This is a genomic window from Pseudomonas sp. DWP3-1-2 (assembly GCF_049896285.1).
Lineage (GTDB): Bacteria > Pseudomonadota > Gammaproteobacteria > Pseudomonadales > Pseudomonadaceae > Aquipseudomonas.
This window is the reverse complement of sequence record NZ_JAFCTZ010000005.1, coordinates 265,210-285,378: the sequence shown is the minus strand read 5'-3', so window position 1 is coordinate 285,378 and position 20,169 is coordinate 265,210. Positions and strand designations below refer to the sequence as shown.

The following is a 20,169-nucleotide window of genomic DNA, read 5'->3' as shown; positions in this document are numbered from 1 at the left end:
GCATGTTCAACGGCAAATCCATTTTCATCTCTGGCGGTACCGGCTCGTTCGGCCGCCAGTTCATCCGCACCCTGCTTGAGCGCTATCAGCCCAAGCGGGTGGTGGTCTTCTCTCGGGATGAGCTCAAACAGTACGAGATGCAGCAGGAATTCACCGCGCCGTGCATGCGGTTTTTCCTGGGCGACGTGCGCGACGCCGACCGTTTGCTGCAAGGCATGCGCGGCATCGATTACGTTGTCCACGCCGCAGCCCTCAAACATGTGCCGGCGGCGGAGTACAACCCGACGGAATTCATTCGCACCAACGTCAACGGGGCCGAAAACATCATTGCCGCGGCCATCGCCAATGGTGTGAAAAGCGTTATCGCTCTGTCCACCGACAAGGCCGCCAGCCCGATCAATCTGTATGGGGCCACCAAGCTGCTGTCCGACAAGTTGTTCGTCGCCGCCAATAATATCGCGGGGGATCAGCCGACCCGTTTTGCGGTGGTGCGTTACGGTAACGTGGCCGGTTCCCGGGGCTCCATCGTGCCGTTCTTCAACAAGCTGATTGCCGGCGGTGCCAAGGAACTGCCGATCACCGATACCCGCATGACGCGCTTCTGGATCACGCTGGATCACGGCGTGGATTTCGTGCTGCAGAGTTTTGCGCGCATGCATGGCGGGGAAGTGTTCGTGCCCAAGATCCCGTCGATTCGCATTGTCGACCTGGCCCAGGCCATGGCCCCTGAGCTGCCACACAAGCACGTGGGGATCCGCCCCGGCGAAAAACTCCACGAGTTGATGGTGCCGCTGGACGATGCACGCATGACCTTTGAGTTTGCCGATCACTACACCATCGTGCCGTCGATCCGCTTCAATAATGTCGATGCGGATTTCAGCTTCGATGCCACGGGAGAGCAGGGCAAGGCGGTCAGCGATACGTTCGAATACCGCTCGGATATCAACCCGCACTTTCTGTCGGTCGGGCAGATCGGCGAACTGCACGCCGACATCAAGCCATGATTCCTTATGGTCGCCAAAGCCTCGATCAAGCCGATATCGACGCGGTGGTCCAGGTGCTGGAGTCGGACTGGTTGACCCAGGGGCCAACCCTGGAGCGCTTCGAAGCCGCCATGGCTGAGCGCGTGGAAGCCGGTTTCGCCGTGGCGGTGTGCAACGCCACGGCGGCGCTGCACATTGCTTGTCTGGCGGCAGATCTCGGGCCGGGTGATTGCCTCTGGACCACACCCAATACCTTTCTGGCTTCGGCCAACTGCGGGCGCTATTGCGGTGCTGATGTGGATTTTGTCGACATTGATCCGTTGACCTGGAATCTCGATGCCGAGGCGCTGGCGCGCAAGCTTGAAGTGGCCGAGCAGGCGGGACGGTTGCCCAAGGTCCTGGTCGCGGTAGCGTTTGCCGGGCAGAGCTGCGACATGCGGCGCATTGACCAACTGGCCAAGCGCTACAGCTTCACCGTGATTGAGGACGCCTCCCACGCAGTCGGTGCAAGGTACGCCGGGCGTGCGGTGGGCTGTGGCGAGTTCGCCGCCATGACCGTATTCAGTTTTCACCCGGTAAAAATCATCACCACGGGGGAGGGCGGCATGGTCCTGACCAACCGCCCGGAGCTGGCCGAGCGCTTGCGCCGGCTGCGCAGCCACGGCATGACCCGGGACCCGGCGCACATGGACGAACCCAGCCACGGCCCGTGGTACTACCAGCAGATCGAGCTGGGCTTCAATTACCGGATGACGGATATTCAGGCCGCGTTGGGCCTGTCGCAGTTGAACAAACTGGAGGCGTTCATCGCTCGGCGCCAAGCGCTGGCCGCCCGTTATCAAGCGGCGTTGACCGGATTGCCACTGACCTTGCCCAGCCCCCAGGTCGAGGCAGAGTCAGCCTGGCATTTGTATGTCGTGCGCCTGCAAACCGAGCGCCTGACCTTGAGCCATCGAGAGGTATTCGAAGCCTTGCGCGGGGCGGGCATCGGCGTCAATCTGCATTACATACCCGTACATCTGCAGCCGTATTACCGTGAGCTTGGTTTCAAGGCAGGTGATTTTCCAGAGGCCGAGCGCTATTACGCTCAAGCCATCAGCCTGCCAATCTTCCCCGCCATGAGCGACGCTCAGCAGGACTGCGTGATTGAGCAACTGCAACGTTTGCTCGGCACCTGCACAGCCTGATGCCAGACAACCACTGAACTGATGGTAGATATCCGACATGCGTGAATTGACTGAGCAGGAACGGTTCTGGAGCGGCACTTTTGGCAATGATTACGCTGACCGCTGTCAGGGCGATGGGCTCATTGCGGCTAACACGGTGCTGTTCGGCAAGGCCCTGGCCCGAACCCAGCGCCTGGAAAGCGCATTGGAACTGGGCACCAATGTGGGCAACAACCTTGTGGCGCTACGGCGTTTGTTGCCCGGTTGCGCATTGAATGGCGTGGAAATAAACGACAAGGCTCACGTGCAAGCTCAAGGCCTGGGTGTTGCCGACGTCTGGCACGGCTCGCTGTTTGACTATGACCCGCAACAGCAATTTGATCTGACTCTGGTTAAAGGTGTGCTGATCCACCTGGCCCCGGACTTGCTGCCGACCGCTTATGCGCAGCTCTACCGCCTGAGCCGTCGCTATATTCTGGTGGCCGAGTACTACAATCCGTCGCCGGTTGAAGTGGCGTATCGAGGTCATACCGGCAAGCTGTTCAAGCGCGACTTCGCTGGCGAGATGCTTGACCGCTACAGCGATCTGCAACTGCTGGATTACGGTTTTACGTACCATCGGGACCCACAGTTTCCCGCTGACGACGTCACTTGGTTTCTGTTGGAAAAACGTGCGTGAGCACGGTAGCCATTATTCCGGCGCGGGGCGGCAGCCAGCGAATCCCGCGCAAGAATCTCAAACTGTTCAACGGTCAGCCGATGATCGTCTGGTCAATTCGCACGGCCTTGGCCAGTGGCGTATTTGATCGGGTAGTGGTCAGCACCGACGACCCGGAAATCGCCGACATCGCACGGGTTAATGGTGCCGACGTGCCGTTCGTTCGTCCTGCCGAACTGGCTGATGAGTTCACGGGCACCAGCGCCGTCATTGAGCATGCCATCACTGCACTGGCAGATCAGGGGCAGACCTTTGACTACGTCTGCTGCATTTATGCCACCGCGCCGCTGCTGCAGGCGCGTTACGTGCGTCAGGGCTTTGAACTGTTGCAATCCTCTGCGCAAACATCCTATGCATTCTCGGTGTGCAGCTTCGGCTTTCCGGTTCAGCGTGCCTTGCTGATTGATGCCAGTGGTGCCTTGACGCCTCTGTACCCTGAGTACCGCTATACCAGGTCACAGGATCTGCCTGCCGCGTATCAGGATGCCGGTCAATTCTATTGGGGCCGCAGCAGTGCCTGGCAGCGAGGCGATGTGCTGTATTCCAGTCTGAGTTTGCCGGTCATTTTGCCTCGACATTTTGTCCAGGACATCGACACCGAAGAGGACTGGCGCCGCGCCGAATTTCTTTATGCGGCGCTCAAGGCTGGCGGGGAGCTGGACGCATGAACGTGCTGGTGCGTGCCGATGCTTCGCTCAATATTGGCAGCGGTCATATCGCCCGGTGCATGGCCCTGGCCGATGTTTTGCGAAACAGCGGAGCTCAGGTGAGCTTCGCGTGTCGGCTGTTGCCGGGTCATCTCTTGAGTCGTCTTCAGGCCCAGGGATTTACCGTTTACGGTTTTCCGGAGCGTTATGCCGATGAGCAACCGGGTGCGGATATCGAGGCGTTGTTGCCCTGGACGGCCGATATCGACGCCATGGCGCAGGTATTGGCCCCTCGACAACGTTTCGACTGGCTGATCGTTGATCACTATGGTCTTGAGGCTCAGTGGGAAACCGCCGCTCGCCGATTCGCCCAGCAGGTGATGGCCATTGACGATCTGGCCAACCGACCTCACGCGGTTGACGTTCTGCTTGACCAGAACTTTTCCGGCACCTCCCAGGCTTATGCGCCGTGGATCGGCCCGGACTGCCGGACGCTGTTTGGCCCACATTTTGCGCTGCTGCGGGACGAGTTCCAGCGTGACCCGGTGGTGATCCGGCCCAGGGTCAAGCGGGTCATCGTCAATTTCGGCGGTTTCGACGCGGCCGGGCAATGCTGGATTGCGATGCAGGCACTGTTGGCTTATCCCGAGCTTGAAGTCGATTTCATTGCCGGCATCGACAATCCCGACTGGTTCGCCATGCAGGCGCTTATCGAGGGGCGATCCAACTGGCGGCTGCAGACCCAGGTCAGTGACTTTTCCCTTTTGATGAGCCAGGCCGACCTGTTCATGGGGGCGGGCGGCGGTACAACGTGGGAGCGTGCCGCGCTTGGCTTGCCGACCCTCTGCGTCGCAGTGGCCGCCAATCAGAAGGCCAATGCAGAACAACTGGCCGAGGCTGGGGCCCATCTTTATGTCGGCACGCGGGAACAGGCCACCGTGCCGGCTCTGCGCCAGGCGGTTGCCCAGCTCTTAAACAATCAGAACCTGCGTCAGCGTCTGGCGTCAGCGTCCCGAAAATTAGTGGACGGCAAAGGTGCCCGGCGTGTAGCCGATGTGCTGGCAGCGGCCGTCCCCGGTGATTTGCGAGTAAACAGTGATGACTAGTTTCAAGATTGGCTCCCGTTCCATCGGGGCAGACGTGCCACCGTTTGTCATCGCCGAAATGAGTGGCAATCACAACCAGTCTCTGGAGCAGGCGCTGCGTATCGTGGAAGCCGCCGCCAAGGCCGGCGCTCATGCGCTGAAGCTGCAAACCTACACCGCCGACACCATGACCCTTGATATCGACGAGGGTGAGTTCTTCATCAAAGACCCGAACAGTCTGTGGGCGGGTTCTTCCCTGTATGCGCTCTATGAAAAGGCCCATACGCCCTGGGAGTGGCACGCGCCGATTTTCGCCCGAGCCCATGAGTTGGGGATGCTGGCGTTTTCAACACCGTTCGATGAAAGCGCGGTGGATTTTCTCGAAAGTCTGAACGTGCCGGCCTACAAGATCGCCAGTTTCGAAAATACCGACCTGCCCTTGATTCGCCGGGTCGCGGCGACCGGCAAACCGATGATCATTTCCACCGGCATGGCGAGTATTGCCGAGCTGGACGAAAGCGTTCGGGCGGCCCGCGCCGCAGGCTGTCGTGACCTGGTGTTGCTCAAATGCACCAGCACCTACCCGGCCTCTGCGCAAAACAGCCATGTTCGAACCATTCCCCATCTGCAGGAGCTGTTTGGCTGTCAGGTTGGTTTGTCCGATCACACCATGGGCATTGGGGTTTCGGTGGCGGCAGTGGCCATGGGGGCGACCGTCATCGAGAAACACTTCACCCTGGACCGCACGGAGGGCGGCGTGGACGCCAGTTTTTCCCTGGAGCCTGCGGAGATGGCCAGTCTGGTCATCGAAACCGAGCGCGCCTGGCTGGGGCTCGGGCAGGTGCACTACGGCGCAACGGTGGCTGAACAGAGTTCCCTGCAATATCGCCGCTCGCTGTATGTCGTGCGTGACATGCTCGCCGGCGAAATCTTCAGCCAGGAGAACGTGCGCGCCATTCGGCCGGGTCGCGGGCTGGCACCCAAACATATCGACGCGGTGCTGGGACGCAAGGCACGTCATTCGCTCAAGCGCGGTACGGCGCTGGAGTGGGATAGCGTTCAGTAGTCGGCATATTTGCGTGACATCTTGAAGTCAAAACGCGGTTTCGGGCACGCTGGCAGCGTCATCGGGGGGCATGCGCGGCAGCAAAAGCGCAGAAAACTTAGTGACCTATGAGTCACAACGCGCATCTTCACTGTATCGTGCACGCGGGCGATGAAGACGTATGGCGTATTTCACGGTTCTCCGGGATCAGTCAAACTTCCCCGCAGCCCTTTGTCCAAGGGCAAAAAAAGCCTTCTGACTTCAATGCCCCGCCATCGAGCGCGCGGTGATATTCAGCTATTTATTATTGGGAAGCCATGATGATTGGCATAAAAAGCATAGCGAGTTATGTGCCCGCAGCCGGCGTTGACAACTACGCGCAGGGTGCCAAATTCGGCAAGGATGACGAGTTCATTCTGGGCAAAATCGGCTCGGCTTTCCTGCCCCGCAAAGAAGATGCTCAGGAAACTTCCGACTTGTGCGTCGAGGCGGTCAATGCCTTGTTCGCCAACAATCCGGCCCTCACCCGCGAATCCATCGATGTGCTGATCGTCGTCACGCAGAACGGCGATGAAGAAGGGTTGCCGCACACCGCTGCCATCGTCCAGGACAAACTGGGCCTGTCGACCAACGTGGCAGCGTTCGATATTTCCCTGGGCTGCTCCGGCTACGTCTATGGCATTTATGCGCTCAAGGGGTTCATGGAGGCCACCGGTCTGAAAAACGGCCTGCTGGTGACGGCCGATCCTTATTCAAAAATCGTCGACCCGGAAGACCGCAACACCACCATGCTGTTCGGTGACGCCGCGACCGCGACCTGGATGGGCGAGGACGCCGCATGGCAACTGGGCAAGGCCAAGTTCGGCACCGACGGCTCCGGCGCGCCGCACCTGAAAGTGAGCAATGGCGTGTTCTTCATGAACGGGCGTCAGGTGTTCAACTTTGCCTTGCTCAAGGTTCCGGCCCATCTGCACGAATTGCTGGATGAATCCGGCCTGCAATCCACTGATATCGACGCCTTCTGCATTCACCAGGGCAGCGCAGCGATTGTCGATGCCGTGGCGCGGCGTTTCGAGGGCGAGCCTGAGAAGTTCATCAAGGACATGCTGGAGACCGGTAATACAGTGTCTTCCAGTATTCCGCTGTTGCTTGAGCGGCATGCCATGGACTCTGACTGGAAACGTGTGGCCTTGAGCGGTTTCGGGGTGGGATTGTCCTGGGGGTCGGCGATTATTTATCGGCCGTGATGAAATAAAGCAGCAAAAATGGCGCTCAAGGTGAGTTAATCTTGAGCGCTATTTTTTTGTGTCCGTTTTCAGTGAGGCCTCATGACCGACAGCTTTGAGCGCAATGGTGCCGTGTTACAGAGCCGATGGCCGGAAGTCTGGGCGCGCTTGCTGGCCGAGGACGACGCATCGCTTGGGGCTGAGCTGGTTGAAGGGCTTCAATCAACCCTGAAGATCAATGGCATTCAGCTCACCAGTCGCCATGACCGGGTTGCCGAGGCTCGCCTGCAAGCTGCCAGCCTGCCAACGGACAGTGCCGTGCTGCATCTATATGGCACCGGGCTTGGCGATGTGCAGCGTGTTCTGCTTGAGGGGGGCACCGCTGCACGGTTGCAGGTGCACATCCTCAATGGCGCGCTGTTTTCTCTGGTGCTGAAATTGACTGAACAGGTTTCGTGGCTGAGCGACCCGCGGGTGGAGCTTGGTTACGCTTCTGACGGCGCGGAAATCCAGTTGCCGTTCTTTGCATTGCCCGCCGAACTTGAACTGGCTGACGAATCGAATGCGCGAATTCGCGATCGACTGGTCAGCGAAGTGCATATTGACTTCAATAATCGTGAATTTGATCCCCGGGCTCCGTACATCCTGCAACGCCTGGAGGAAAGCTTTGCCCTCGTGAGCACGGATCACGATGTCGCTGAGCTCTTCGGCTCGCGACAGGGTGAGGAAATCTACGTAATCGGCACCGGCCCAAGCCTTGAACACCACTTCGAGAAGCTGCGGGTGGTTCGCGGTCAGGCCCTGCGGCCGCTGTTTATCTGCGTCGACACGGCGTATCGGCCGCTGATTGCCCAGGGCATTCAGCCCGACATTGTCGTGACCATTGACCACAAGATCAGTGAACGTCATCTGCCCGCAGCCGATTCGGCGTGCGTTCGGCTGGTGTATCTGCCCATGAGTGATCCTCAGGTCTTGCTGGCGTGGGAGGGGGAGCGGTATGTCGGCTTCTCACCCAGTCCTGTGTATGCGCAACTGCGTCAGCGCATTCAGCGGGGCGTGTTGTCGGCCGGTGGCAGCGTCATTCATCCGGCTGTGGATCTTGCGGTGAGGATGGGAGCGTCGGATGTGACGCTGTTCGGAGTGGATTTCGCCTACCCCATGGACAAGAGTCACGCTGGCTGGGGCGACGGTGAGTTGGGCGCGCCCGTCGAGCAGGCCCGGCAATGGGTGCTTGACGGCCACGGCCAGCGCGTCAAGACCCAGCTCAACTTTCGGCGCTACCTGGGCGAGCTCGAACGCTACATTGAAGCTCATCCCCACGTTCGCTTCTTTAATAGCAGCCGGTCGGGCGCGATGATCGCCGGCACCGACTTCAATGAGGCGTTCAGCCAATGACCGTGATCGAGCAGTGCATTGTTGCCAGCATCGAGTGTGCTGACCGGTTCCGTCTTGGCCGCAGTGTCGAGGCGGGTCTGGACATGCTGGAAGTGTTTGCAACGGCCGACAGTGTGTTTGAACTCGGGCCATCAGTTGTTCAACAACAGTGGGCGCAATTGCTGATGTCCATGCTGGCTTGTCAGCAATCACAGGACTGGCTGGGTCTTGCCGACTTCATGCAATACGAATTAGTGGAACTGCTTCACACTTATTGATCCGCGTATCGTGGGCACGCTGCTTTTATATGTAACTACTGCGGCCCGGCGACACTCATTTTTCGTCGTTTTAAAACTTTACAAATGGCTAAGTCCTTGTTTTGGGCGGGGGATGGCCCTGTGATGGCAATATTTTTATAAATAGCGCTAAAGCAAAGTCCGATCCCGACGATAACTATTACGAAGGTTCTCTGTGCCATCCCGGCTGTTGCCAGGGCCGGAAGCCGCAGTACCCAACCAACGAGGAATTTCATCATGGCTTTAGGCGTAAACACTAACGTTGCTTCCCTGTCCGTTCAGAAGAACCTGGGTCGCGCATCCGACGCTCTCTCTACTTCCATGACGCGTCTGTCTTCTGGCTTGAAGATCAACAGTGCCAAAGATGACGCAGCTGGCCTGCAGATCGCAACCCGCATGAGCAGCCAGATCCGTGGCCAGACTGTAGCAATCAAGAACGCCAACGACGGCATCTCGATGGCTCAGACCGCTGAAGGCGCTCTGCAGGAATCCACCAACATTCTGCAACGTATGCGTGAACTGGCTGTACAAGCTCGCAACGGCACCAACGGCACTGCTGACCAGACAGCGACCAACGCTGAATTCGCTCAGATGTCTGACGAATTGACCCGTATCTCTGCAAGCACCAACTTGAACGGCAAGAACCTGCTTGACGGTTCGGCTGGCGTCATGACTCTGCAGGTTGGCTCGAACACCGGTAGCGCTAACCAGATCGACCTGACTCTGAGCAGCAAGTTTGACGCTGCTTCCTTGTCTGTTGACAGCGCTACTGTTGCTCTGACTGGCGCTGACTCTGCAGCCGCTGCTTCTGCAATCGACAACGCTATCACCGCAATCGACGCTGCTCTGGCTTCCATCAACGCCACTCGTGCAAACCTCGGTGCTTCGCAAAACCGTCTGACCAGCACCATCTCCAACCTGCAAAACGTAAACGAAAACGCCACTGCTGCACTGGGTCGTGTACAAGACACTGACTTCGCCGCAGAAACCGCTGAACTGACCAAGCAGCAAACTCTGCAACAGGCTTCCCAGGCTGTTCTGGCTCAGGCGAACCAACTGCCTTCCGCTGTACTGAAGCTGCTTCAGTAATTTCGGAATGAAGTTTGGCGGGGGGGTGTGCTGGTCATGCTCTCCCGCTTTTTACGTTGAGGAGGTGTTGGGATGGACGTTAGCGTGAGATTAGGCTTGTCTTACCAGGCCATCAAGCCGGTGCCCGTTGCAAGTGAGCAAACGGTAGCCGCTCCTCAGTCGGCTACGGCGCAAGTACAGGCACCCGCGGCCTCTGCGGACTCGTCCGCAAGTAAAGACTCAACCAAGGATTCCGAGGCTGAAAAGTCTGAAAAGTTGAAAACCGCTGTACAGGAAATTGAAAAATTCGTGCAATCGGTCAGGCGTAATCTCGAGTTTTCCATCGATGAAGCCTCCGGGGAGATCGTGGTGAAAGTGATCGCCAGCGATACCGGTGAAGTCGTCAGGCAACTGCCGTCGGCAGAAGCACTGAAGATTGCAGACAGCCTGCACAACGCGCACAGTTTGTTATTCGACGCCAAGGCTTGATCGTGGCATGAATCGTGTTACCAGTTCTTTTACGTGGGTCGTAGTCAAAAGACCGACGAAAATTGAAGGAGAAGCACATGGCTAGCCCCATTAGTACATCCACCGGCCTTGGTTCTGGCCTTGCAATCAGCGAAATTGTCACTTCGCTTGTTGACGCGGACAAATACGCCAAAGAAACCCAGATCACCAAGCAGACTTCGCTGACGACCACCAAGCTTTCGGGTGTCAGTTCGCTTAAATCTGCTCTGGATGCCTTTCAGACGGCAATGACCAACCTGGGCAAGACGGATGCACCCGCGTTCAATGGTTATTCGGCAACGTCTTCAGCCACCAGTTTCGTCACGGCGACCACCACCAATACGGCAGTGGCCGGTAGCTATGCTGTTAACGTTATAGACCTCGCCACCAGTTCCAATGTGGCTTCGGCAGCGTTCGATGCGACGGCAGCCAGTGCCATTCCGAGTGGGAAACTCACCCTCAGTCAAAATGGCACTACCGATACCGTCATAGATATTGCCGAAGGCTCAACGCTGCAAGCCGTTCGCGACCAGATCAACGCCAAGACGTCCACCAGCGGTATCAGTGCCAACATCGTCACTGACTCCACGGGCTCGTCGCGAATGGTGCTCAGCTCGACGAAAACCGGCGCTGGCTCGGAAATCACCACCAGTGTCACGGGCGCTACCAGTGCTTTGGCAATTGGTACGGGCGCGCTTGATGCCACCTCTTCCACGAGTTCGGGTCGCATCGGTGCAGCGCCTGTCGATGGCAAGATTTCGGTTGCCGGGCTTACGGTTACCAGTTCCACCAACACCTATGACAAGGCAGTGACCGGCCTGAGCTTCACTGCGGTTGCCAAGGGTGAATCGACGATCACCGTTGCCAGCAACACTGATGGCTTGAAGACATCGCTGCAGACCTTTGTCGACGCGTACAACACGGTGGTCAAGACCATCAACTCGTTGACCAAGGCGACGGCGGACTCCAACGGTGACCTGACGGTCTCGGCGGCGATGACGGGGGACTCGCTGCCGCGTAACCTGCTGGCCTCGTTGCGGGATGTGTTGGTCACGCCGGGACCCGGTAGCAAGCTTTCTACCTTGTCGCAGCTGGGAATCGGCACTGCACAGTCAGACGGTACGCTGTCTTTCGACTCTGCCAAGTTCACCAAAGCCATGAATGACAAAAGTCTGGGCGGGCAGGTCCAGGAAATGTTCAGCGGTACCAATACCGAGAACGGCTTGCTGGCTCGCATGAATAAAGCCATCAACCCCTACACTGAAACCGGCGGCATTCTGGATAAGCGCACGACGTCGCTTAACACGACCAGCGCTTCGCTGGTCAAGCAGAAGGAAGCGCTGGACCTTTACGTCAAGAACCTCACGTCCACGTTGACAGCCAAGTACAACGCCATGGATTTGCTGGTGGGGCAGATGAAATCGACGCTGTCGAGCATCACCTCGTACTTTGACACATTGAATGCCCAGGCCTCTTCGTAATCTTCAGTGAGGTACATAAGCCCGGCTGCGAGAAATTGCACGCCGGGTTTTTGGCTTTACGGTTAAAGTTTTTGCCGAAGGCGTCGATATATTGTTTATACGAACTCTTCAGTTTGCTTCAGTTTGACGAGGTTAGTCATGAACCCAATGTTAGCCCTTCGGCAGTATCAAAAAGTGAATGCCCATGCGCAGACGTCTGAGGCTAACCCTCATCGCCTCGTGCAAATGCTGATGGAAGCAGGGCTTGATCGTGTCGCCCAGGCTAAAGGTGCCATTGGCCGCAAGGACATTCCTGCCAAGGGTGTGCTGATCGGTAAGGCAATCGAGATCATCGGTGGCCTGCGTGAAGGCCTGGATATGGAAAACTCGGCTGATACGCTGACCCGTGTAGATAACCTGTATATCTACATGATGCAGCGCCTGGCTGAAGCCAATATAAAAAGCGACCTGAAAATCCTTGATGAAGTCAGCGGCTTGCTGAGTACCGTCAAGGAAGGCTGGGATGCAATCGCTGCTCACTAAGCTGTGGCTGAGGAGACCGACATGAGTGCTGCACTCAAGCGTATCGAAGAAACACGTGAAGCGCTGGTAGGCGCCTTGGCAGAGCGTGACTGGGATGCGATTGGCAAACTTGATCTGGCGTGTCGCGCCTGCGTGGACGACATGATCAGTGAGGCGACGCCCAATGAGCCTGAACTGCGCAGTAACCTGGAAGAGCTGCTGAAGGTTTATCGTGAACTGATCGAATCGGCAACCGGTGCGCGTCAGGCAATCGTCGACGAGATGTCACAGATCCAGCAAGCGAAAAACGCGGCGAAGGTTTACCATCTGTTCGGTTAACGCTTGTTGATGCAAAAGAAGTGCGCCATAAATTTGACTGTGTACGGTTTTTTGACTTAACTAGTGATGTTTGCCATTTTCTGGCGTCTCAGTAATTGTAATGGCTGAGAATTGCCAAGCTTGCCCTTGAGGGGCATTGAGTTGACTAGGGAAGTTGCTATTGCATGTGGCGTGAAATCAAGATTCTTCTGATCGATGACGATAGCCAGCGCCGCCGTGACCTGGCGGTCATTCTAAATTTTCTGGGCGAAGAAAATTTGGCCTGCTCCAGTCAGGACTGGCAGCAGGTTGTCGGCTCTTTGACCTCCACCCGCGAAGTGCTTTGTGTGCTCGTTGGCAGCGTGAGCGCGCCCGGCAGCCTTCAAGGGCTCCTTAAGACAGTGGCAGCATGGGATGAGTTCCTTCCCGTTTTGATAATGGGGGAAAATTCTTCCGCTGACCTGCCTGACGATCTGCGTCGTCGGGTGCTTTCCGCTCTGGAAATGCCGCCCAGCTACAGTAAATTGCTCGACTCCCTGCACCGGGCCCAGGTCTATCGTGAAATGTACGATCAGGCTCGTGAGCGCGGTCGTCATCGTGAGCCCAACCTGTTTCGCAGCCTGGTCGGTACCAGTCGTGCGATCCAGCATGTGCGCCAGATGATGCAGCAAGTGGCCGACACGGACGCCAGCGTTCTGATCCTCGGTGAGTCCGGGACCGGCAAGGAAGTGGTCGCGCGCAATCTGCACTATCACTCCAAACGCCGTGATGCGCCGTTTGTACCGGTCAACTGCGGTGCCATTCCCGCCGAACTGCTCGAAAGCGAGCTGTTCGGTCACGAGAAGGGCGCTTTCACCGGGGCGATCACCAGTCGCGCCGGGCGTTTCGAGCTGGCTAACGGTGGCACGCTGTTCCTCGATGAGATCGGCGACATGCCGCTGCCGATGCAGGTAAAACTGCTGCGAGTGCTTCAGGAGCGTACCTTCGAGCGCGTGGGCAGCAACAAGACTCAGAGCGTCGATGTGCGAATCATCGCTGCAACCCACAAGAATCTCGAAACGATGATCGAGATCGGCAGTTTCCGTGAAGACCTGTATTACCGTCTGAACGTGTTCCCGATCGAGATGGCGCCGCTTCGCGAGCGGGTCGAAGACATTCCGTTGTTGATGAACGAGCTGATTTCGCGCATGGAGCACGAAAAGCGTGGCTCGATCCGCTTCAACTCGGCAGCCATCATGTCGCTGTGTCGTCACGGCTGGCCGGGTAACGTGCGTGAGCTGGCCAATCTGGTGGAGCGCATGGCGATCATGCATCCCTACGGTGTCATCGGCGTTGCCGAGTTGCCGAAGAAGTTTCGCTATGTCGACGATGAAGACGAGCAGTTGGTTGACAGTCTGCGCACCGATCTGGAAGAGCGTGTTGCCATTAATGGCCATACGCCGAATTTCGCGACGGGCGCTGTACTGCCGCCCGAAGGCCTGGACTTGAAGGATTACCTGGGTGGGCTCGAACAGGGCTTGATCCAGCAGGCCCTGGACGACGCCAACGGTATCGTGGCGCGTGCCGCCGAGCGCTTACGGATTCGTCGTACAACGCTGGTGGAAAAGATGCGTAAATACGGCATGAGCCGGCGTGATGGCGATGAGCAGGCAGATGATTGACGCCTGCTGAATGGCAAAAAAATCAAACCTCTGAATTGTCAGGGGTTTTTTTTCGGCACGGGGATTGCTAAGTCTCTTGGTACATACCGTTTAATGACGGTTCGCCACGCGAGAGATGACTTATGCCCCAGGCCGCCAAGATGACTCCTGACCTTGCCCATGCAGTCTTGCCTTCCCTTGAGCTGGAAAGTCGCCAAGGGCTTGAACAGGCATTTTTGCTGTTCAATCAGATGTCGGCGCAGTTGACCGACTCCTACAGCCTGCTGGAAGCACGAGTCAGAGAGCTCAAGGGTGAACTGGCGGTGGTCAGCGCGCAGCGCATGCAGGAGCTGGACGAAAAAGAGCGCCTGGCGTATCGCCTGCAGAATCTCCTCGATTTGCTGCCCGGCGGGATCATTGTGATTGATGGCCAGGGCCGGGTGCGCGAAGCCAATCCGGCGGCAATCGACTTGCTCGGTCAGCCGCTGGTGGGTGAGTTGTGGCGGCATGTCATCAGTCGCTGCTTTGCCCCACGGGAAGACGACGGTCATGAGGTCTCGCTCAAGAATGGGCGGCGCTTGTCCATCGCTACCCGTTCCCTGGACGCCGAGCCTGGGCAACTGGTGTTGCTCAACGACTTGACCGAAACCCGACATTTGCAGGATCAGCTGGCGCGCAGCGAGCGGTTGTCGTCGCTGGGCCGGATGGTGGCTTCTCTTGCCCATCAGATTCGGACCCCACTGTCTGCCGCATTGATTTACGCCAGCCATTTGACCGAGCAGGAGCTGCCGCTGGAGACGCAGCAGCGCTTTGCCGGACGCCTCAAGGAGCGTCTGCACGAGCTTGAGCATCAGGTACGGGACATGCTGGTGTTCGCGCGGGGCGAGTTGCCGTTGACGGATCGACTGACGCCCCGCCAACTGTTCACCGCGCTGCAGGATGCTGCGGCAACCCACACTCAGGATCTACAGGTTCGCTGGCAATGCGACCCGTCCGAGGGCGAGTTGCTGTGCAATCGCGACACGCTGGTGGGGGCGCTGCTAAATCTGATTGAAAACGCGGTGCAAGCCTGTTCGCGAGAGCCGCGCTTGAAAATCCATGCCTATAGCCGTGACAACATGCTGCGCCTGTCCATCAGCGATAACGGCAGCGGTATCAGTGCGGCTGCCCTGGCCCGCATGGGTGAGCCCTTTTTTACCACCAAAACCACCGGCACCGGTCTGGGGCTGGCGGTGGTGACGGCGGTAACCCGCGCCCATCGCGGCGGCGTCCGGTATTTTTCCCGAGAGGGGCGTGGCACGTGCGTGATGGTCACCTTGCCCTTGGTGATTTCGCCTTCCCGCGTAACGGATAACACATGATGACGACCAGGGTTTTGTTGGTCGAAGACGATCGCGCCTTGCGTGAAGCGCTGGGGGATACCCTGGAGCTGGCCGGCCATGAATATCACGCCGTCGGATCAGCTGAAGACGCGTTGGTTGCCGTTGGGCGCGAACCGTTCAGCCTGGTCATCAGTGACGTCAATATGCCGGGCATGGATGGCCATGAACTGCTCGCTGTGTTGCGTGCCCGTCACCCCCAGTTGCCTGTGCTTCTGATGACGGCCCATGGCGCTGTGGAACGGGCCGTGGATGCGATGCGCCAGGGCGCCGCGGATTATCTGGTCAAGCCTTTCGAGCCCAAGGCCATGCTGGCGTTGGTCGCACGGCATGCGTTGGGCCGCCTGGGGCCGGCTGACAGTGACGGGCCGATTGCGGTCGAGCCTGCCAGTGCACAATTGTTGAGCCTCGCCAGTCGCGTGGCGAAAAGTGATTCCACCGTGCTCATCTCGGGCGAATCAGGAACGGGCAAGGAGGTTCTGGCCAGATACATTCACCAGCATTCTCCCCGTGCCGACAAACCCTTTATTGCCATCAATTGTGCGGCTATCCCTGACAACATGCTTGAAGCCACGTTGTTTGGCCATGAGAAAGGTTCATTCACAGGGGCTATTGCTGCGCAGGCGGGCAAATTCGAGCAAGCCGACGGCGGCACCATTCTGCTGGATGAGATTTCAGAAATGCCCATGGGCTTGCAGGCGAAATTGCTGCGTGTGCTTCAGGAGCGTGAAGTCGAGCGGGTAGGGGCGCGCAAACCCATCGTGTTGGATATACGTGTGCTGGCAACCACCAACCGCGATCTGGCCGGGGAAGTCGCGGCAGGTCGATTCCGTGAAGATTTGTTTTACCGGTTGTCGGTATTTCCCCTGGCCTGGCAGCCGCTGCGCGAACGAACCGCCGATATTCTGCCGCTGGCTGAGCGGCTGCTGGCCAAACACGTCAATAAAATGAAGCACAGCGCGGTGCAGTTGTCTGCCGAGGCGCGGGCGTGTCTGGTGAGCTATGCCTGGCCGGGCAACGTTCGAGAGCTGGACAACGCGGTGCAGCGAGCGCTGATTCTGCAGCAGGGTGGGGTCATTGAGGCGCAGGATTTCTGTCTCGCCGGACCGGTCACCTGCGCGCCATTGCCAGCCCGGAGCGTGCCTGCTGCTGGCGTTGTGGCGGCGACCTTGCCAACGGCTCACGTCTGCGTTACTGGTGATGGCGCCGGTCATGACTCAGGAAACGCCCTGGGCGACGATCTGCGTCGTCGTGAGTTTCAGATGATTATTGACACCCTGCGCGCCGAACGCGGGCGGCGCAAGGAAGCAGCCGAGCGGCTGGGTATCAGCCCTCGTACATTGCGCTACAAACTGGCGCAGATGCGGGACGCAGGCATGGATGTGGAAGGTTATTTGTTTGCAACGTAGCGGTTCGGATACACACCGCTGTGAGTACTATTGGCTCACTGAATGAAGGATTCCAGGAGCACGATTGACGTATTGGACACGTAATGGTGGCTATTTGCCTCCATCTAGCTGGCATCCTTGTTGCTTTGTCATCCATGACCGCTGAATCAGTGTCAAAAATTTGCGGCCCTCACGAGAGATATGTCCATGAGCCAAGGTGTTGAATTTAATCGCTTGATGTTGGATATGCGCGCCATGCAAATGGATGCCATGGCCGCTCCGAAGGCAGCCGCTACCCCGGAAACCGGATCCAGCAGCTTTGCCGACATGCTTGGCCAGGCCGTCAACAAGGTCAGTGAAACCCAGCAGGCGTCGGCGCAGTTGGCCAATGCCTTCGAGATCGGCAAAAGTGGTGTGGACCTCACTGATGTAATGATTTCTTCGCAAAAAGCCAGTGTGTCCTTTCAAGCGCTGACCCAGGTTCGTAACAAACTGGTTCAAGCGTATCAAGACATCATGCAGATGCCGGTTTAAGGACATATTGAGTCATGGCAGAAACAGTCGCCGATAGCGTTCCGGCCAAGGCAGGCGCCCCCGCGGGCAAGCCGCCTATGTTCGGTCTCGCTTTCCTGGAAAACCTTTCCGAGATGCCCATGCTGCGTCAGGTCGGCCTTATGGTCGGCCTGGCTGCCAGCGTGGCGATTGGCTTTGCCGTGGTGCTTTGGTCTCAGCAGCCCGATTACCGGCCGCTGTATGGCAGTCTGGCCGGTCTGGACGCCAAGCAGGTCATGGATACCCTGACCACCGCCAACATCCCCTACACCGTGGAGCCCAACTCGGGTGCGCTGCTGGTCAAGGCCGATGATATTCAGCGTGCGCGTATCCAGCTCGCTTCCGCGGGTGTGGTCCAGCAGGACGCCAACATCGGCTTTGAGATTCTCGACAAGGATCAAGGGCTGGGAACCAGTCAGTTCATGGAAGCCACGCGGTACCGCCGTGGTCTGGAAGGAGAGCTGGCGCGTACCATTTCTTCGTTGAATAACGTCAAGGGTGCCCGCGTGCACCTGGCGATTCCGAAAAGCTCGGTCTTTGTCCGCGATGACCGCAAGCCCAGTGCTTCGATTCTGGTGGAGTTGTACGCCGGCCGCTCTCTGGAACCAAGCCAGGTGATGGCAATCGTCAATCTGGTCGCCACCAGCGTTCCTGAGTTGAGCAAATCGCAGATCACCGTCGTCGATCAGAAAGGCAATTTGCTGTCTGATCAGGCGGAAAATTCCGCACTGACCATGGCTGGCAAGCAATTCGATTACAGCCGTCGCATGGAAAGCATGCTGACTCAGCGCGTGCAGAACATTCTGCAACCGATTCTGGGCAATGATCGCTACAAGGCTGAAGTGTCTGCAAACGTGGATTTCAGCGCGGTGGAGTCCACGTCCGAAAGTTTCAACCCGGACCAGCCGGCCTTGCGCAGCGAACAGTCGGTCAATGAACAACGCTCCAGCAGCAGCGGTCCACAAGGCGTGCCCGGTGCTCTGACCAACCAGCCTCCCGGCCCTGCCACCGCGCCACAAGTGGCTGGCGGTGCCGCAGGTGGCGCTGCCGCTGCGATTGCACCCGGTCAACCGCTGCTCGATGCCAACGGTCAGCAGATCATGGACCCGGTCACCGGTCAGCCGGCCCTGGCGCCTTATCCGGCCGACAAGCGCGAGCAGTCGACCAAAAACTTCGAGCTTGATCGTTCCATCAGCCACACCAAACAGCAGCAGGGTCGCCTGACCCGGTTGTCGGTTGCGGTGGTCGTCGACGATCAGGTGAAGATCGATCCGGCCACTGGCGACACCACGCGCAGCCCGTGGAGTGCAGAGGACCTGAACCGCTTTACCCGTCTGGTGCAGAACGCGGTCGGCTTCGACGCCAGCCGGGGCGACACCGTGAGCGTGGTCAACGTGCCGTTCTCGGCTGAACGTGGTGAGGCGATTCCGGATATCCCCTTCTACTCGCAACCCTGGTTCTGGGACATCGTGAAGCAGGCGATGGGCGTCATTTTCATCCTGATCCTGGTATTCGGGGTGTTGCGTCCGGTGCTCAACAACATCACCAACGGCAAGAGCAAGCAGTTGGCCGGTTTCGATGACGACATGGGCGGTCTGGGTGGCATGGGCGGGGCGGACGAACTGTCCAACGATCGTGTCAGCCTGGGCGGTCCGCAAAGTATTCTGCTGCCGAGTCCAAGCGAAGGCTATGACGCGCAACTGAACGCAATCAAGAGCCTGGTGGCCGAAGATCCAGGTCGAGTGGCCCAGGTTGTGAAAGAGTGGATTAACACAGATGAATGAACGAGCCGCGGTAGCCAAGCTGAGCAGAGTCGAGAAAGCGGCCGTGCTGCTGCTTTCGTTGGGTGAAACCGATGCGGCTCAGGTGCTTCGTCACATGGGTCCCAAGGAAGTCCAGCGCGTGGGCGTGGCCATGGCGCAGATGCGCAATGTGCACCGTGAGCAGGTCGAGGAGGTCATGACCGAGTTCGTCGAGATCGTCGGCGATCAGACCAGCCTCGGGGTCGGCTCGGACGGCTACATTCGCAAGATGCTGACGCAGGCGTTGGGCGAAGACAAGGCCAACGGCCTGATAGATCGCATTCTGCTGGGTGGCAACACCAGCGGCCTGGACAGCCTCAAGTGGATGGAGCCACGGGCGGTCGCTGACGTGATCCGCTTCGAGCACCCGCAGATCCAGGCCATCGTGGTGGCTTACCTTGACGCCGATCAGGCGGGCGAAGTGCTGGGTCATTTTGACCACAAGGTGCGCCTGGACATCATCCTGCGCGTCTCTTCATTGAACACGGTCCAGCCTGCAGCCCTCAAAGAGCTGAACCAGATTCTGGAGAAACAATTCTCCGGCAACGCCAATACGTCACGTACCACGCTGGGCGGCATCAAGCGTGCCGCAGACATCATGAACTTCCTCGACAGTTCCATTGAAGGCACACTCATGGACTCGATCCGGGAAGTCGACGAAGACCTCTCGGTGCAGATCGAAGACCTCATGTTCGTTTTCAATAACCTGGCCGACGTGGACGATCGTGGTATTCAGGCGCTGCTGCGGGAGGTCTCTTCGGATGTGCTGGTACTGGCCCTCAAAGGGTCCGACGAGGGCATCAAGGAAAAGATCTTCAAGAACATGTCCAAGCGCGCTGCCGAACTGTTGCGTGACGACCTGGAAGCCAAAGGTCCGGTTCGCGTCAGCGACGTGGAAACGGCACAGAAAGAAATTCTGACTATCGCCCGCCGTATGGCTGAGGCCGGGGAGATTGTGCTCGGCGGTAAAGGTGGCGAGGAAATGATTTAGGG

Annotated in this window: 20 protein-coding genes; all 20 read left to right on the top strand. The window is 58.3% G+C overall.

Annotation, left to right across the window (positions count from 1 at the left end):
* The first annotated feature begins 2 nt into the window (after nt 1-2).
* The gene (gene pseB / locus ACP7B0_RS14755; RefSeq protein ID WP_426142140.1) at nt 3-1,004 is read left to right on the top strand and encodes a UDP-N-acetylglucosamine 4,6-dehydratase (inverting); all 1,002 of its coding nucleotides are present in this window, start codon (nt 3-5) and stop codon (nt 1,002-1,004) included.
* A complete protein-coding gene (gene pseC / locus ACP7B0_RS14750) occupies nt 1,001-2,170 on the top strand; it encodes a UDP-4-amino-4,6-dideoxy-N-acetyl-beta-L-altrosamine transaminase (protein WP_426142139.1) in 1,170 nt (389 codons plus the stop codon). The genes pseB and pseC overlap by 4 nt, the downstream gene beginning before the upstream one ends.
* Before the next feature lie 37 nt (nt 2,171-2,207).
* Nucleotides 2,208-2,828, top strand: coding sequence for a pseudaminic acid biosynthesis-associated methylase (locus ACP7B0_RS14745; protein WP_426142138.1), 621 nt, complete (start codon nt 2,208-2,210; stop codon nt 2,826-2,828).
* The gene (pseF, locus tag ACP7B0_RS14740; RefSeq protein ID WP_426142137.1) at nt 2,825-3,535 is read left to right on the top strand and encodes a pseudaminic acid cytidylyltransferase; all 711 of its coding nucleotides are present in this window, start codon (nt 2,825-2,827) and stop codon (nt 3,533-3,535) included. Before ACP7B0_RS14745 ends, pseF begins: the two co-directional genes overlap by 4 nt.
* Nucleotides 3,532-4,620, top strand: coding sequence for a UDP-2,4-diacetamido-2,4,6-trideoxy-beta-L-altropyranose hydrolase (gene pseG / locus ACP7B0_RS14735; RefSeq protein ID WP_426142136.1), 1,089 nt, complete (start codon nt 3,532-3,534; stop codon nt 4,618-4,620). Before pseF ends, pseG begins: the two co-directional genes overlap by 4 nt.
* The gene (gene pseI, locus ACP7B0_RS14730; RefSeq protein WP_426142135.1) at nt 4,613-5,665 is read left to right on the top strand and encodes a pseudaminic acid synthase; all 1,053 of its coding nucleotides are present in this window, start codon (nt 4,613-4,615) and stop codon (nt 5,663-5,665) included. The genes pseG and pseI overlap by 8 nt, the downstream gene beginning before the upstream one ends.
* A gap of 299 nt (nt 5,666-5,964) precedes the next feature.
* Nucleotides 5,965-6,891 (top strand): ketoacyl-ACP synthase III, encoded by a 927-nt coding sequence (locus ACP7B0_RS14725; protein WP_426142134.1) that lies wholly within the window; start codon nt 5,965-5,967, stop codon nt 6,889-6,891.
* 81 nt (nt 6,892-6,972) lie between these two features.
* Nucleotides 6,973-8,265 carry a motility associated factor glycosyltransferase family protein gene (locus tag ACP7B0_RS14720; RefSeq protein ID WP_426142133.1) on the top strand — a complete coding sequence of 431 codons (1,293 nt, stop codon included), beginning with the start codon at nt 6,973-6,975 and terminating at the stop codon, nt 8,263-8,265.
* Nucleotides 8,262-8,522 carry a hypothetical protein gene (locus ACP7B0_RS14715; RefSeq protein ID WP_426142132.1) on the top strand — a complete coding sequence of 87 codons (261 nt, stop codon included), beginning with the start codon at nt 8,262-8,264 and terminating at the stop codon, nt 8,520-8,522. The genes ACP7B0_RS14720 and ACP7B0_RS14715 overlap by 4 nt, the downstream gene beginning before the upstream one ends.
* A gap of 255 nt (nt 8,523-8,777) precedes the next feature.
* Nucleotides 8,778-9,629: a flagellin domain-containing protein gene (locus ACP7B0_RS14710; RefSeq protein ID WP_426142131.1), complete on the top strand. Its 852-nt coding sequence runs from the start codon at nt 8,778-8,780 to the stop codon at nt 9,627-9,629.
* 72 nt (nt 9,630-9,701) lie between these two features.
* The gene (locus ACP7B0_RS14705) at nt 9,702-10,097 is read left to right on the top strand and encodes a flagellar protein FlaG (RefSeq protein ID WP_426142130.1); all 396 of its coding nucleotides are present in this window, start codon (nt 9,702-9,704) and stop codon (nt 10,095-10,097) included.
* A gap of 77 nt (nt 10,098-10,174) precedes the next feature.
* Complete coding sequence (gene fliD, locus ACP7B0_RS14700; protein ID WP_426142129.1) at nt 10,175-11,596, top strand: flagellar filament capping protein FliD; 1,422 nt, start codon at nt 10,175-10,177, stop codon at nt 11,594-11,596.
* Between the two features lie 138 nt (nt 11,597-11,734).
* Entirely contained in the window at nt 11,735-12,118 is a 384-nt protein-coding gene (fliS, locus tag ACP7B0_RS14695) for a flagellar export chaperone FliS (RefSeq protein WP_426142128.1), read from the top strand.
* A 21-nt stretch (nt 12,119-12,139) separates the two neighbouring features.
* Nucleotides 12,140-12,436 (top strand): flagellar protein FliT, encoded by a 297-nt coding sequence (locus ACP7B0_RS14690; protein WP_426142127.1) that lies wholly within the window; start codon nt 12,140-12,142, stop codon nt 12,434-12,436.
* Between the two features lie 164 nt (nt 12,437-12,600).
* The gene (gene fleQ, locus ACP7B0_RS14685) at nt 12,601-14,076 is read left to right on the top strand and encodes a transcriptional regulator FleQ (RefSeq protein ID WP_426142126.1); all 1,476 of its coding nucleotides are present in this window, start codon (nt 12,601-12,603) and stop codon (nt 14,074-14,076) included.
* Between the two features lie 122 nt (nt 14,077-14,198).
* On the top strand, nt 14,199-15,416 hold the full coding sequence (locus tag ACP7B0_RS14680; protein ID WP_426142125.1) for a sensor histidine kinase: 1,218 nt from the start codon (nt 14,199-14,201) through the stop codon (nt 15,414-15,416).
* Complete coding sequence (locus ACP7B0_RS14675) at nt 15,416-16,843, top strand: sigma-54-dependent transcriptional regulator (protein ID WP_426142183.1); 1,428 nt, start codon at nt 15,416-15,418, stop codon at nt 16,841-16,843. The genes ACP7B0_RS14680 and ACP7B0_RS14675 overlap by 1 nt, the downstream gene beginning before the upstream one ends.
* Nucleotides 16,844-17,029: 186 nt before the next feature.
* Nucleotides 17,030-17,356, top strand: coding sequence for a flagellar hook-basal body complex protein FliE (gene fliE / locus ACP7B0_RS14670; protein WP_426142124.1), 327 nt, complete (start codon nt 17,030-17,032; stop codon nt 17,354-17,356).
* A gap of 14 nt (nt 17,357-17,370) precedes the next feature.
* Entirely contained in the window at nt 17,371-19,158 is a 1,788-nt protein-coding gene (fliF, locus tag ACP7B0_RS14665) for a flagellar basal-body MS-ring/collar protein FliF (protein ID WP_426142123.1), read from the top strand.
* Nucleotides 19,151-20,167, top strand: coding sequence for a flagellar motor switch protein FliG (gene fliG, locus ACP7B0_RS14660; protein ID WP_426142122.1), 1,017 nt, complete (start codon nt 19,151-19,153; stop codon nt 20,165-20,167). The genes fliF and fliG overlap by 8 nt, the downstream gene beginning before the upstream one ends.
* Nucleotides 20,168-20,169: the final 2 nt, after the last annotated feature.